Source organism: Streptomyces rimosus subsp. rimosus, assembly GCF_000720725.1.
Lineage (GTDB): Bacteria > Actinomycetota > Actinomycetes > Streptomycetales > Streptomycetaceae > Streptomyces > Streptomyces rimosus_A.
Map to the genome: position 1 here is coordinate 103,289 of NZ_JOCQ01000002.1, position 12,608 is coordinate 115,896.

General features: G+C 75.1%; 13 protein-coding genes. 7 read left to right on the top strand and 6 right to left on the bottom strand.

Going from position 1 to position 12,608, the window contains the following annotated elements; all coding sequences use genetic code 11:
* Positions 1 to 40 precede the first annotated feature (40 nt).
* Positions 41 to 448, top strand: a complete 408-nt coding sequence (locus IH45_RS0101430) for a hypothetical protein (protein WP_030659992.1) — start codon at positions 41 to 43, stop codon at positions 446 to 448.
* A 64-nt stretch (positions 449 to 512) separates the two neighbouring features.
* Positions 513 to 1,166: a LysE family translocator gene (locus IH45_RS0101435; RefSeq protein WP_030659995.1), complete on the top strand. Its 654-nt coding sequence runs from the start codon at positions 513 to 515 to the stop codon at positions 1,164 to 1,166.
* A 33-nt stretch (positions 1,167 to 1,199) separates the two neighbouring features.
* Here IH45_RS0101435 and IH45_RS0101440 read toward each other — a convergent pair whose 3' ends face one another.
* On the bottom strand, positions 1,200 to 1,601 hold the full coding sequence (locus IH45_RS0101440; protein ID WP_030659997.1) for a DnaJ family domain-containing protein: 402 nt from the start codon (positions 1,599 to 1,601) through the stop codon (positions 1,200 to 1,202).
* A gap of 210 nt (positions 1,602 to 1,811) precedes the next feature.
* Here IH45_RS0101440 and IH45_RS0101445 point away from each other — a divergent pair, with 210 nt between their 5' ends.
* Positions 1,812 to 3,356, top strand: coding sequence for a carboxylesterase/lipase family protein (locus IH45_RS0101445; protein WP_030659999.1), 1,545 nt, complete (start codon positions 1,812 to 1,814; stop codon positions 3,354 to 3,356).
* A gap of 19 nt (positions 3,357 to 3,375) precedes the next feature.
* Here the strand turns inward: IH45_RS0101445 and IH45_RS0101450 are convergent, their stop codons facing one another.
* A complete protein-coding gene (locus tag IH45_RS0101450; RefSeq protein ID WP_030660001.1) occupies positions 3,376 to 4,119 on the bottom strand; it encodes a hypothetical protein in 744 nt (247 codons plus the stop codon).
* Between the two features lie 294 nt (positions 4,120 to 4,413).
* Between IH45_RS0101450 and ggt the strand changes: the two genes are divergently transcribed.
* The 4 genes from ggt to IH45_RS01000000142955 all read left to right on the top strand — a co-directional run bounded on the left by ggt (position 4,414) and on the right by IH45_RS01000000142955 (position 9,097).
* Complete coding sequence (gene ggt, locus IH45_RS0101455) at positions 4,414 to 6,243, top strand: gamma-glutamyltransferase (protein WP_030660003.1); 1,830 nt, start codon at positions 4,414 to 4,416, stop codon at positions 6,241 to 6,243.
* A 79-nt stretch (positions 6,244 to 6,322) separates the two neighbouring features.
* Complete coding sequence (locus IH45_RS0101460; RefSeq protein ID WP_030660005.1) at positions 6,323 to 6,784, top strand: MarR family winged helix-turn-helix transcriptional regulator; 462 nt, start codon at positions 6,323 to 6,325, stop codon at positions 6,782 to 6,784.
* A 73-nt stretch (positions 6,785 to 6,857) separates the two neighbouring features.
* A complete protein-coding gene (locus tag IH45_RS0101465) occupies positions 6,858 to 8,429 on the top strand; it encodes an amidase (protein ID WP_394298651.1) in 1,572 nt (523 codons plus the stop codon).
* A complete protein-coding gene (locus tag IH45_RS01000000142955) occupies positions 8,426 to 9,097 on the top strand; it encodes a TetR/AcrR family transcriptional regulator (protein WP_030660009.1) in 672 nt (223 codons plus the stop codon). Before IH45_RS0101465 ends, IH45_RS01000000142955 begins: the two co-directional genes overlap by 4 nt.
* On the opposite strand, the gene IH45_RS0101475 is transcribed toward IH45_RS01000000142955, so the two are convergent.
* The 4 genes from IH45_RS0101475 to fabG form a co-directional block, all read right to left on the bottom strand.
* The gene (locus tag IH45_RS0101475; RefSeq protein ID WP_030660010.1) at positions 9,078 to 9,629 is read right to left on the bottom strand and encodes an isochorismatase family protein; all 552 of its coding nucleotides are present in this window, start codon (positions 9,627 to 9,629) and stop codon (positions 9,078 to 9,080) included. The two genes, IH45_RS01000000142955 and IH45_RS0101475, sit on opposite strands and share 20 nt — an antisense overlap.
* A gap of 8 nt (positions 9,630 to 9,637) precedes the next feature.
* Positions 9,638 to 11,194 (bottom strand): MFS transporter, encoded by a 1,557-nt coding sequence (locus IH45_RS0101480; protein WP_234440392.1) that lies wholly within the window; start codon positions 11,192 to 11,194, stop codon positions 9,638 to 9,640.
* On the bottom strand, positions 11,191 to 11,622 hold the full coding sequence (locus IH45_RS0101485) for a MarR family winged helix-turn-helix transcriptional regulator (protein WP_030660015.1): 432 nt from the start codon (positions 11,620 to 11,622) through the stop codon (positions 11,191 to 11,193). The genes IH45_RS0101480 and IH45_RS0101485 overlap by 4 nt, the downstream gene beginning before the upstream one ends.
* A gap of 275 nt (positions 11,623 to 11,897) precedes the next feature.
* Complete coding sequence (gene fabG, locus IH45_RS0101490) at positions 11,898 to 12,602, bottom strand: 3-oxoacyl-ACP reductase FabG (RefSeq protein WP_030660017.1); 705 nt, start codon at positions 12,600 to 12,602, stop codon at positions 11,898 to 11,900.
* Positions 12,603 to 12,608: the final 6 nt, after the last annotated feature.

Consider the following 12,608-nt stretch of genomic DNA (forward strand, 5'->3'; position numbering starts at 1 on the left):
GGCGCGGCGCCGACCCGGCTCACCGCGCCCGGAGGCCGTCATGCTCCCGAACAGCACACTCCTCGACAGCATCGCCGCCAAGACCCGCCTCGGCACCGACGTCCTGGCCCCCGCCGCCGACGCCCTCGCCGACTGCGAGCGGGCCGTCCTCGTCTGCGCGACCGGCATGCTCGCGTCCGACGACGTGGACCGCATGCGCGAGGCGGTCCGCGCCGACCTGGACTGCCACGACGTGGCCGGCGCGGCGCTGCGGCTGCTCATGCGGGAAGGCGGCGCGGAGCCCCGGCTGCTGGGCGCACAGCTCGACGCGTGCGTGATCGCCTGCGAACGCAGCAACGAACTGTGCCGGACGCACGCCGGCCGGCACGAACATTGCCGCCTGTGCACCCAGGCCACGACCCGCGCCATCGACGCCTGCCACACCGTACGCCGGGCACTGCACCCGTAACCGCCCCACGCCGTTCGGCCCACGGCCCGCGCGGTCGCGCGCGTCACGGGGTACGCGTGGACCCATGGTGACCGATGTCGAATGGACCGCGTTCTTCCCGGCGGCCGTACTCCTGGCCGCCACGCCCGGGGCCAACCAACTGCTGGCGCTGCGCAACGGCTTGCGGCACGGCCCGCGGGCGGCCGTCGGCGCCTCGCTGGGCCGGTTCGGCGCGTTCGCGCTGATGGTGGCGGCGGTGGCGGCCGGACTCGGGGCGCTGCTGACCGCTTCCGAGGCGGCGTTCACCGTCGTCAAGTGGGGCGGAGTGGCGTACCTGTCCTGGCTGGGGGTGCGGACGGTGGCCACGGCGGGCCGGCCGGCGGACGACGAGGGGCGGGCCGACAGCGCGGCTCCGCAGGGCGGCCAACCCTCCGTACCGGCGCGCCGCTTGGCCCGGCAGGAATTCGTCGTGGCCGCGGCCAACCCGAAGGCGCTCATCCTCTTCACCGTCTTCCTGCCGCAGTTCCTCCCCTGCGGCGCCGCACACGTCGTCCTCCCGCTGTGTGCCCTGGGCGCGGCCTACATCGCCGTGGAATTCTGCTGCGCCTGCGGATACGCCGCGCTGGGCGGACGGCTGAAGGCCCTGGGCATCACCCGGCGAGTACGGCGGTGGCTGGACGCGGCGACGGGCGTCGCGATGCTGGGGCTGGCGGGGTGGCTGGCTACCGAGGAGCGGTGAGGGCGCTTCGGGACTGCACGCGGCTCCGTCCTGCTACCTGCCGTGCCGTTCCCGCCAGTCCGCGACGACGGCCTCCACATCGAACGGCTCCACCTTCAGCGGCGGCCCCGGCGGCGGCTTCCGGACCGCTTCCTCGATCTTCGTGTTGATCTCGCCGATGATGCGCCGGACCGCACGCTCCGACGGCGCCTGTGCCGCGGCTTCCAGGGCGTCCTCGGCCTCCTTGCGCAGGGCGAGGGTCGGCGGGAGGAAGCTCAGGTTCTCCCGGCTCATCTTCTCCTTGACCCACCACATGTCGTCGTACGGCTTGTCGAGGCCGGTCAGGGGCTTGCCGAAGCCGGGCAGGGCGGTGAAGTCGCCGCGTTCCGCGGCCTCGCGGATCTGCCGGTCGGTCCAGGTCTCGAAGTCGACACCGGGGGGCTTGCGTTCGGTCATCACGTGCTCCCTGGGGCGTGGGGTCGGCCGGTCGCCCGGGCCCCGGCACGCCGGAGCCGTTGGTACAGGAGTACCACACCGGGGTGTCACGGGCGCGGGCGAGCCGGAGCGGGCGGGGGCTTCGTTGCGGGGAGGTGTACGGATACGGCGGGCCGTCGCGTAGAACGGGTGCTGCTGCACGGGGGCCGGACCGGACGAAGGGGCTGAACGATGGCCGCAGGACGCGCGTGGTGGCGGACCGTGGAGACCGAGCGTGGGCGGGTGTGCGGCGAACCGGCGCCGGTACCGGTGGCGGAGGAGGGCGCGGACGCGCCGCCGGTGGCCGCCTTCCGCGGCATCCCGTACGCGGCCTCGCCGTCCGGCGCGCTGCGCCTCGCGCCGCCGCGCCCGCACGAGGGCTGGACCGGCGTACGTGACGCGGCGCGCCCGGGGCCGGCCGTACCGCAGGGGCGGTCCCGCCTGGAGTGCGTGATGGGGCGCAGGGCCGTCGACTGGGACGAGGACGGCTGTCTGACGCTGAATGTTTGGAGCCCGGCCGGGGCGGCCGGTGCCGGGCGGCCCGTGCTGGTGTGGTTCCACGGCGGCGGCTTCACCAGCGGCTCCGGCGGCTGGGACTGGTACGACGGGGCCCGGCTCGCCGCCCTCGGTGGTCTGGTCGTGGTCACCGCCAACTACCGCCTGGGGCCGCTCGGTTACCTGTACCTGCCCGAGGCCGGTGTCGGCAACCTCGGCCTCCAGGACCAGGCCGCGGTGCTGCGCTGGGTGCGCGACAACATCGCGGCCTTCGGCGGCGAGCCCGATCGTGTCACCGTGGGCGGGCAGTCGGCGGGCGCGTATGCGGCGCTGGCCCTCGCGGTGGCACCGGAGACCCGTGGGATGGTGCACCGCGTCATTGCGCAGAGCGGGCCCTGGGGTCTGCCGCCCCAGGAGCCGGACGCGGCGGCCCAGTCCGCGGCCGTCTTCCTGGACCTGCTCGGGCTGCCGGGGAAGGCGGTGGGCGGCGGCCGGGAGGCGGAAGTGCTGCGGGAGTTGCGCGCGCTGCCCGCGGAGCGGCTGCTCGCCGCGTACGCCCGGCTGTCGGCGGACCGCGCGCGGCCGGGCCGGGTCGCGCCGCCCATGTACCCGGTGCTCGGCGGCGCGCTGCTGCCCACGGCGCCCCGGCAGGCGGTGGCCTACGGCGCCCTGGGCGACGCCGGACTGCTGATCGGTACGGTACGGGACGAGATGACCGCGTTCGTCGCCTTCGACGAGCGGGCCCGCGCGTACACCCGGGACGACGTCCTGCGGATCATGCGCGAGGACGCCCGCGACGCCTTCCGCGACGGCTACCACGACACGGCGGCCTGCGCCTACGACGACCTGGCGCGCCTGCGCCCGGACGCCTCGCCCGCCGGGCTCCTCACCGAGGCGGCCACCGGCTGGCTGTTCCGGGACGGCGTGACCCGGATCGCCGAGCAGCGCGCCGCCCAGGGCACGCCCGCGTACGTCTACCGCTTCGACCGCAGTCCGGACGGCGACGACGGCACGCTGGGCGCCACCCACTGCGCGGAGCTGCCCTTCCTCTTCGGGACGTTCGGCGCCTTTTCCGGCAGTCCGATGCTCGGCCGGCCGGGAACGGACGCCCGCCGCCTGGCGCGGGCCTTCGGCGGCGCCTTCGCGGCCTTCGCCGCCACCGGCACGCCCAACGGGGCGGGGCTCGCGGACTGGCGGCCGTATTGCGGCGGGCCCGCGCCCGAGGTCATGTACTTCGGTTGACGGTTCCCGGACGTGCCTCTTACACGCCCGCGCGGTGCCCCTTAGGCTCCGGCGGCGCCAGCGCGGCCTTGGTCACGTCCGCGACCAGCTCCACCACGTCGGGCCCGTACGCCTGCGAGTTGACGACCTTCAGCAGCAGGCAGAACTGCCCGTCGGCGCCGTACTTGCGGGCCAGCCGCGCCCGGTTGCGCACCAGGTGCCGCACCGCGGCGCGGTGGGTGACCGGGCGCTGGCCGGCCGCCAGGAACACCGGCCGACCGCTCTCGACGGCGGTCAGCCGGGCCAGCAGGACGTGCTCCGCCGCGCCGGGTTCCAGCCGGTACGTCGAACCGCCGACGGCGAACGTCCCGCGCCCGATGCCGTGCTCGTCGCCGGGGTGGACGGCGACCCCCGGCAGCAGGTTGGCCAGGTGGGCCGCCAGGCGCCGGTGCGCGGTCGGGTCGCCGACACAGAACTCCGTACGGGCGCCGAAGCCCTGCAGCCCGGTGTCGTGCGGCGCCACCTCCGCGTGCGCCCCGCAGTTCTCCACCACCGCGGCCAGCCCGAGCAGTGCCAGCGCGTCGTGCCGCGGGATGCTCCAGTGCGCCGAGGTGCTGTCCCGGTGGGTGACCAGCACGCACTCCGATCCGTCGGGCAGTCCGAAGAAGCTCTGCTCGCGGGTCAGCTTGCGGCGCGCCACGGCGGTCTGCGCGGCCCAGCCGCCCGCCGTGCCCACGACGAGGGCGGCCACCGCCACGGTCAGAAGGAGCAGGGAGTCGTCCATGGCGGGGGAGCGTAGCGGCTGTCCGGGAGTGTGTTCGAACGCGGGGCGGGCGGCTGGGCGGCCTTGCCCGCATCCGTACGGGCATGGGAGCGGCACCCGCTATGCGGTGCCGTGCCCCCTTGTGCGCCGCGTGCCGTACGCCCGTGCACGCCCCGTGCGCACCGCGCGCCACACCCCCGTACGCGTCCCGTGCACGCCCCTTTCGCGCCCCGCCCTCGCGCCCCCTGTCGCCCCCGTGATCACGCAGGTAGGCTCCGGCCTCTGCCGCCCGCTCAGGCCAGGAGGGAACGCCGTATGACACCCGTCCGCCGACTTTCCGTACTGGGGGTGGTGGCCGCCCTCGCCGGTTCGCTGACCACCCTCCCGGCCACCGCCCAGTCCCCGGCCGCCGCCCCGCCGACCCCGGCCGGGGCGCCCGCGAAGGCCCCGCCGAAGACGCCGGTCGCGGTCGGCTACGGCGGGGCGGTCTCCAGCGTCGATGCCGATGCCTCCGCTGCCGGCATCGAGGTGCTGCGCAAGGGCGGCAACGCCGTGGACGCGGCCGTCGCGACCGCGGCGGCCCTCGGCGTCACCGAGCCCTACTCGGCCGGTGTCGGGGGCGGCGGCTACTTCGTCTCGTACGACGCCAAGTCCCGCACCGTCCGTACCCTCGACGGCCGCGAGACCGCGCCGCGCAGCGCCGGCAGCGACCTGTTCCTGGAGAACGGCAAGCCGGTCCCGTTCGACGAGGCGGTCACCAGCGGCCTGTCCGTCGGCACCCCCGGCACGCCCGCGACCTGGGACACCGCGCTGGACCGGTGGGGCACCCGCTCGCTGCGCGACGTTCTGAAGCCCGCGGAGAAGCTGGCCCGTGACGGCTTCACGGTCGATGCGACCTTCCGCTCGCAGACCGCCGCCAACGAGGCCCGCTTCCGCGACTTCCCCGCCACCGCCCGCCTGTTCCTGCCCGGCGGCAAGCTCCCGGTCGTCGGCTCCACCTTCAAGAACCCCGACCTCGCCCGTACGTACAAGGAGTTGCGCGACCAAGGCGTCGACGCCCTGTACCACGGGCGGCTCGGCAAGGACGTCGTACGGACCGTACGGAAGCCGCCGGTGCGCCCCGGCGCCGACCGCAAGGTGCGGCCCGGCGACCTGACGCTCCGCGATCTGCGCACGTACGAGGTGCGCGGCCAGGCGCCGACCCGGTCCCGGTACCGGGGGCTGGACGTGTACGGCATGGCGCCGTCCTCGTCCGGCGGCACCAGCATCGCCGAGGCGCTCAACATCCTGGAACACAGCGACCTGTCGAAGCTGAGCGAGAAGGACTACCTGCACCGCTACATCGAGGCGAGCCGCATCGCCTTCGCCGACCGGGGACGCTGGGTGGGCGACCCGGAGTTCGAGGACGTGCCGACCCGGGGCCTGACCTCGCAGCGGTTCGCCGACTCCCGGGCCTGCCTGATCAAGGACGACGCGGTGCTCACCAGCCCGCTGGCGCCCGGCGACCCGCGCCACCCGGAGCCCTGCGAGACCGGTGGCCGGGCCACGCCGACCACGTACGAGGGCGAGAACACCACCCATCTGACCGTGGCCGACAAGTGGGGCAACGTCGTCGCCTACACCCTGACCATCGAGCAGACCGGCGGCAGCGGCATCGTCGTACCCGGCCGCGGCTTCCTGCTCAACAACGAGCTGACGGACTTCTCCTTCGCCCCGGCGAACCCGGCCGTGCACGACCCGAACCTGCCGGGCCCCGGCAAGCGCCCGCGGTCCTCGATGTCCCCGACGATCGTGCTGCGGGACGGCCGTCCCGTGGTGGCGCTCGGCTCGCCCGGCGGCGCGACGATCATCACCACCGTGCTGCAGAGCCTGCTGAACCACCTGGACCGCGGGATGCCGCTGGTCGACGCCATCGCGGCGCCCCGCGCCAGCCAGCGCAACGCGGCCGCCACCGAGCTGGAACCCGGCCTGTGGGACAGCCCGGTCCGTGCGCAACTGGAGGTGATCGGCCACCGGTTCACCCGCAACCCGGAGATCGGCGCCGCGACCGGCGTCCAGCGCCTGCCCGGCGGGCGCTGGCTGGCGGCGGCCGAGAAGGTGCGGCGCGGCGGGGGGTCGGCGATGGTCGTACGGCCGCAGGACTGACCGCGGCGCAGGAGGCGGCCGGGCCGGGGCGGGGCGGAACATCGCCGCCCCAAGTAAAAGTTTCGATAGGTTTTTCGGTGTGCACGACGAACCGAACCCCGCCCCGGCCCGCGACCTGGACGTGGGCGCCTTCGCCACCGCGATCGAGACCTTCCACCGCTTCTACGCCCGGCTCCCCGTCCCCGAGAAGCTCTCGTCCACGGCGCTGTCCGTGCTCGACACCCTCACCTGTCACGACGGCCCGCTGCGGCTGACCGATCTGACCAGGTCCGAACAGGTCAGCCAGCCCGGCATCACCCAGCTCGTCGCCCGGCTGGAGCGCGACGGCCTGGTGGCCCGCCGCCCCGACCCGAGTGACGGGCGCGCCGTCCTGGTCCGTATCACCGAGGCCGGACGGCGCGCCGGCCGCTCCCGCCACGAGGCCCGCACCCGCCACTTGACGCCCCTGGTGGACCGGCTGTCCGGCGAGCAGCGCCAGGCGCTCGCGGATGCGCTGCCGGCCCTGACCCGCCTCGCGGAACTCGGCCGCGAGCACCGTTGAAGCCGCCGCCCGGCCCGGTTACCGTCGAAGTCGTTCGTTCGAACGAACAGTCCGGCAAGGGGGTTTCGTGGGCCTGCGGGACAACGACAACAGGAGCGGCGACAACGGCACCGCCCTCCGGAGCGGCGCCGCCCGGGAGTACGAAGGACTCGCCGAGCAGGCGGCGGCGCTGGCCGCCGGACGGGTCGCGTCGGTGGAGCTGGTGCGGCGCTCGCTGGAGCGCATCGACGCCACGCAGGGCACGGTCAACGCCTTCCGGCGGGTCCGCGCCGAGGCCGCGCTCGCCGAGGCAGCGGCGGCCGACCGGCGCCTGGCGGCGGGGGAGCGGCTGCCGCTGCTCGGCGTGCCGGTCGCCGTCAAGGACGACACCGACGTGGCGGGTGAGCCCACCGCCTTCGGCTGCGCGGGCGAGTTCCCGCCCAAGGCGGCGGACTCCGAGGCCGTACGGCGGCTGCGCGCGGCCGGCGCGGTCATCGTCGGCAAGACCAACTCGTGCGAACTGGGGCAGTGGCCGTTCACCGAGGGCCCCGCGTTCGGCGACACCCGCAACCCCTGGAACCCGGGCCACACACCGGGCGGTTCGTCGGGCGGCTCGGCCGCCGCGGTCGCCGCCGGACTCGTACCGGCCGCCCTCGGCACGGACGGCGCGGGCTCGGTCCGCATTCCCGCCGCCTGGACCCACCTCGTCGGCATCAAGCCGCAGCGCGGCCGCATATCGACCTGGCCCGACCCGGAGGCCTTCCAGGGCATCACGGTGCTGGGCCCGCTGGCCCGTACGGTCCGGGACGCGGCGCTGCTGCTCGACGCCGCCGCCGGCAGCCATGAGGGCGACCTGCACCGGCCGCGCCCCGTCGCGGCCCGCGCGGCGGCGGACCGCGATCCGGGGCGGCTGCGCATCGCGCTCTCCTGGAAGCCGGCCTTCACCGGTACGCCCAAACCGCTCCATCCGGAGGTACGGTCCGCCGTCACCGCTCTCGCCCGGACGCTCGCGGGCCTCGGCCACCAGGTCGAGGAGGCCGAGCCGGACTACGGGCTGATCGGCCTCGCGTTCGTGCCGCGGGCGACGACGGGCGTACGGGAATGGGCGGCGCGGGCGCCCGACCGCGCGCTGCTGGACCGCCGTACGCGCGACGCGGCCCGGCTGGGACGCCTGCTCGGCGGCCCCGTGCTGCGCCGGGCGCGGGCGGCGGAGCGGCGCCAGCACCGGCGGGTGGACGCGCTGTTCGGTTCGTACGACGTGCTGCTGACGCCGACCACGGCCGCGCCGCCGCCGCGCATCGGCACACTCGCGAAGATGAACGGCTGGCAGACGGACCGGGCGATGATCGCCGCGTGCCCGTACGCCTGGCCGTGGAACGTCCTCGGCTGGCCCGGCATCAGCGTGCCCGCCGGCCGCACCGCGGGCGGCCTCCCCCTGGGCGCCCAGCTCCTCGGCCCGTCCCACTCGGAACCGCTGCTGATATCGCTGGCGGCGCAGTTGGAGGAGGAGCTGCGGTGGTACGAGCGGTGGCCCGGACCGGGGCCGGTGGCCGGTCCGCCGAGGGCGGCGGGGCCGGGGGAGCGCACGGCGGTCCGGGAGCGGGCGGAGCTGTATCCGGTCAGGGTGGACGACCTCGGCGGCCCGGCGGACGCGGTGGGCCGATGACGGCGGCGGAGCCCGGGCCCGACCGGCCCGGCGACACCCGGCGCTGCATCATCGGCGCCGTGCTGCGCATCATCGGGCGGGACGGTGTCGCCGCCGTCACCAACCGGCGCATCGCGAAGGAGGCCGGTGTGTCGCTGGGCTCGGTGACGTACCACTTCGCGACACAGCACGACCTGCTGCGGGAGAGCCTGCTGCGGTTCGTCGACGAGGAGACCCGGCGGTTCACCGCGCTGGCCGACGACAGCCGGCTCGACCGGATCGGTCTGGCGGAGGCCGCGGCGCTGGTCGGCCAGGTCGCGGGCGGCACGGAGTTCGACAGCGAGCACATCGCGCCGTTCGAACTGTACGTCCAGGCCGGGCGCGACGAGCGGCTGCGGACCGCGGCGGCCGAGTGCTTCGCCGCGTACGACCGTCTGGCGGCCCGCATCCTGACGGCGCTGGGCGTCGCGGACGCCGAGCGGCTGGCCGGCACCGTGGTCGCCCTGGTCGCGGGGCAGCAGCTGCGGCGCCTGGCCACCGGCTCGTCCGCCGCGGACCTGGTCGACGCGCTGCTGCTCCTGGCGAAAGGCGCGGCCCCGTCGGGTACGTCCGCTCCGCCCCGTACGCCCGCCCCGTCGGGTACGTCCGTCCCGCCGCCTCCGGGGCCGGTCAGCCCAGCAGGCCGATGACCGCCTCCGTGGAACCGGTCTCGCCCAGCCGGGGGAAGATCTTCTCCAGACTGCGGCGGTGCGCCTCCTCGTCCATGTCGGTCACCGCGTCCGTCGCCACGGTGACGTGATAGCCGTGTTCGTGGGCGGCGCGCGCGGTGGACTCCACGCCGATGCTCGTCGCGATGCCCGCCAGGACGATCTGCGTGACGCCCCGGCGGCGCAGCTCCGCGTCGAGGCCGGTGCCGTGGAAGGCGCCCCAGGTCCGCTTGGTGACGGTGATGTCCGCGGGCTGCCGGCCGAGTTCCGGCACCAGCTCGGCCCAGTCGGCCGGCGGCGTGCCCCCGGGCCGCCCGGCCTCCGTACGGCCCGGCGCGCCGCCCGCGACGTTGACGAGCACCACGGGCAGGTCCCGCGCGCGGAAGGCTGCGGCGAGCCGCGCGGAACGCTCGACGATCTCGGCGGAGGGGTGGACGGTCGGCAGCGCGGTGATGCCCTTCTGAAGGTCGATCAGGACGAGGGCGGTGGTGGGGTCGAGGGCGGTGAGGGGCATGGGAGCTCCTAGTGACGGGTGTGGGTGGGGGGAGTGCTCTCGGTGGGGTGTGCGGTCGCCCGGACCTGCGCGGGCACCGGCGCCCGGGGCCGCAGCGTGCGGTCCGCGGCCGTCAGGACGAGCAGCAGCACGCCGAGGCCGAGTCCGACGACGGCGATCCCGTGCAGGCCCGCGTCCGTGGCCCGCTGCCCGTACAGGAGGCCGATGAGGCTCGATGCGGTGATCGCGCCGAGATACTGCGCGGTGCGCTGGAATCCGGCCGCCGCGCCGATGCCGTCGGCCGGTGCCTGTGCGTAGAGCGCGGCCTGGTTGCCCGTGGCGGCGAGGCCCTGGGGGATGCCGAAGAGGACTCCGGCCAGTAGCAGGGCAGCCAGTGGAGTACCGCCGCTCAGCAGCAGGCAGACGCCGCTGCCGACGGCGAGGCACGCGGCGGCCGCGGTGAGCGGGGCCCGGATGCCCTTCGTACGGGCGCCGGCGAGCGAACAGACGGCGGCGGCCCCGGACATCGGCAGCATGATCAGTCCGGCGTGGAAGGCGCTGTAGCCGTGCCCCTCCTCCAGCCACTGGCTGTACCCGTACAGCACGCAGTAGATGACGAGGTATGCCAGCCCGTGCCGGAGGTAGGTCAGGAGCAGCGCGCCGTTGCGGGCGAGCATCCGCAGATCCAGGAAGGGTTCGGGGTGGCGCAGCTGCCACCACGTCAGTACGGCGGCGAGCGCGGCGGCCGGTGCCAGCAGCAGCCACCGGGGGTGCGCGAGGTCCAGCAGGAAGAACATCGCGACGGTGAGGGTGGCCGCGAACAGCGCGATGCCGAGCGGGTCGAGGGAGCCCGTGCGGTCCGCTGCACGGGCCGTCGTACGAGCTGTCCCGTGGGCCGTCGTACGAGCCGTCCCGCGGTCCGCCGTACGGTCCGGACCGGCGCGGCCGTCCGCGGGCAGCCAGGCCAGGGCGCAGGCGAGGGCGACGAGGGCGAGGGGGACGTTCACCGCGAAGACCGCGCGCCAGCCCGTGGTCGCCGCCAGCAGCCCGCCGAGCGCCGGGCCCACGGCGGCGCTGCCCAGGGCGGCGAGGGACAGCCGGCCCAGGACGGCGCGCGGTGTGCCGCGGCCCACCCGTTCCGCCTCGGTACGCAGGATCGCCATCGCGGCCGGGTACGCCGCCGAGGTGCCGACGCCCAGGACGACGCGGGAGACGATCAGCAGCGTGAAGGCGGGCGCGAGCGTGCCGAGCAGACCGGCGGCGAGCACCGTCACCAGTCCCGCGACGAAGACCCGGCGCGGACCGAGCCGGTCGGCCAGCCGGCCCATGGCGGGCTGGGCGACCGCGCTGGCCAGGTACATGGCGGAGATGAGCCAGGCGGTGTCGGCGGCGCCGACGTGGAAGTCCCGGGCGATGGCCACCAACGAGGTGGCGATCATCGTCGAGTTGACCGGGTTGAGCACCGAGCCGAGCAGCAACGGCGTCATCAGCCGCGCCCCGAACCCCCGCTCACCGTCCCCGGGCGCCGCCGCGCGCACGGCTCCGGGGGAGTTCCGCCCGTCCGCCGCCGCTCCCTCGGCCCTCATTCCCGTATCAGCCGCTTCAGCAGCCCGGTGGCCTCGGCCAGCGTGCGCTGTTCGGCCGGGGCGAGGCGTTCGGCGATGGCGACGGCGAGCCAGTTGTGCTTGGCCTGCCGGGCCTCGGCGAGCACCCGCCGGCCCTCCTCGGTGAAGGAGAAGACGACCTGCCGGCCGTCGGTCGGATGCGGGCTCCGCCGCAGGATTCCCTGTTCCTCCAGGGCGCCGATCGTCATCCGCATCGACTGCGGCCGTACGAACTCGGCGCGGGCCAGCGCCGCGATGGTGGTGGGTCCCTCGGCGTCGATACGGGCGAGCGCCGCACGCTGTGAGGCGGTGAGCCCGCCGGCGTGCGAGACGGCGCGCAGCTGCCGCATGAGGAGGCTCACGGTGGCGCCCAGATCGGTCGCCAGGTCTTCCGGATCCTTTTCGGGCATGGCGGCACCCTAGGCTTACGACAGGCAAACTTGCAAGTTCACCTGTCGATAGTGCGGTGTTGTGCATACGCCCGCACGGTCCGCTCCAGAAAACGTCGAAGCCTGTGAGGCGCCGTGGCTCGGCGCCTCACAGGCTTCGCTTCCCTCGGTGGGTGAGCGCCTGACCCCCGTCCAAGCGCTCACCCGGCCGCCCCGTACGGGGCGGGTGTCCTCGCCCACGCCCCCGGGAGTGAGGGCGTGGGAGGTGTGGGAGATGTGGTGTGGTGCGGGTGGGGTCAGTGGCCCATGCCCGCGCCGCCGTCGACCGGGATGACGGCGCCGGTGATGTAGGCCGCCTCGTCGCCGGCGAGGAAGCGCACCGCCGCGGCGATGTCCTCGGGGCGGGCGGCCTTGCGCAGCGGGATCTCCTCCAGCATGGCGTCCAGGCGTTCCTGCGGGAGCGCCGCGGTCATGTCGGTCTCGGTGAGGCCGGGGGTGACCACGTTGGCGGTGATGCCGCGCGAGCCCAGTTCGCGGGCGATGGAGCGGGCGAGACCGACCAGGCCGGCCTTGGCCGCCGCGTAGTTCGCCTGGCCCGCTTCGCCGCGCAGGCCGACGGTCGACCCGATGAAGATCATGCGGCCCTTGCGGGCCCGCAGCATCCCGCGGGTGGCGCGCTTGGCCACCCGGTAGGCGGCGGTGAGGTTGGTGCCCACCACGTCGCCGAAGTCGTCCTCGGACATCCGCATCAGCAGCGCGTCGCGGGTGATGCCCGCGTTGGCCACCAGGACCTCGACCGGGCCGTGCGCCTCCTCGATCTGCCGGAACGCCGCCTCGACCTGCTCCGGGTCGGTGATGTCGCACCGCACGCCGAGAACGCCGGCGGGCGGCTCGCCCGAGCGGTACGTGACGGCGACCCTGTCGCCGTCGGCGGCCATGGCCCGCGCGACCGCCAGTCCGATGCCCCGGTTGCCACCGGTGATGAAGACGCTGCGGCTCATGGGTCC

Coding starts and splice junctions, on each gene's coding strand:
- IH45_RS0101430 (WP_030659992.1), top strand. CDS start 41: ATGCTCCCGAACAGCACACTCCTCGACAGCATCGCCGCCAAGACCCGC.
- IH45_RS0101435 (WP_030659995.1), top strand. CDS start 513: ATGGTGACCGATGTCGAATGGACCGCGTTCTTCCCGGCGGCCGTACTC.
- IH45_RS0101440 (WP_030659997.1), bottom strand. CDS start 1,601: ATGACCGAACGCAAGCCCCCCGGTGTCGACTTCGAGACCTGGACCGAC.
- IH45_RS0101445 (WP_030659999.1), top strand. CDS start 1,812: ATGGCCGCAGGACGCGCGTGGTGGCGGACCGTGGAGACCGAGCGTGGG.
- IH45_RS0101450 (WP_030660001.1), bottom strand. CDS start 4,119: ATGGACGACTCCCTGCTCCTTCTGACCGTGGCGGTGGCCGCCCTCGTC.
- ggt (WP_030660003.1), top strand. CDS start 4,414: ATGACACCCGTCCGCCGACTTTCCGTACTGGGGGTGGTGGCCGCCCTC.
- IH45_RS01000000142955 (WP_030660009.1), top strand. CDS start 8,426: ATGACGGCGGCGGAGCCCGGGCCCGACCGGCCCGGCGACACCCGGCGC.
- IH45_RS0101475 (WP_030660010.1), bottom strand. CDS start 9,629: ATGCCCCTCACCGCCCTCGACCCCACCACCGCCCTCGTCCTGATCGAC.
- IH45_RS0101480 (WP_234440392.1), bottom strand. CDS start 11,194: ATGAGGGCCGAGGGAGCGGCGGCGGACGGGCGGAACTCCCCCGGAGCC.
- IH45_RS0101485 (WP_030660015.1), bottom strand. CDS start 11,622: ATGCCCGAAAAGGATCCGGAAGACCTGGCGACCGATCTGGGCGCCACC.
- fabG (WP_030660017.1), bottom strand. CDS start 12,602: ATGAGCCGCAGCGTCTTCATCACCGGTGGCAACCGGGGCATCGGACTG.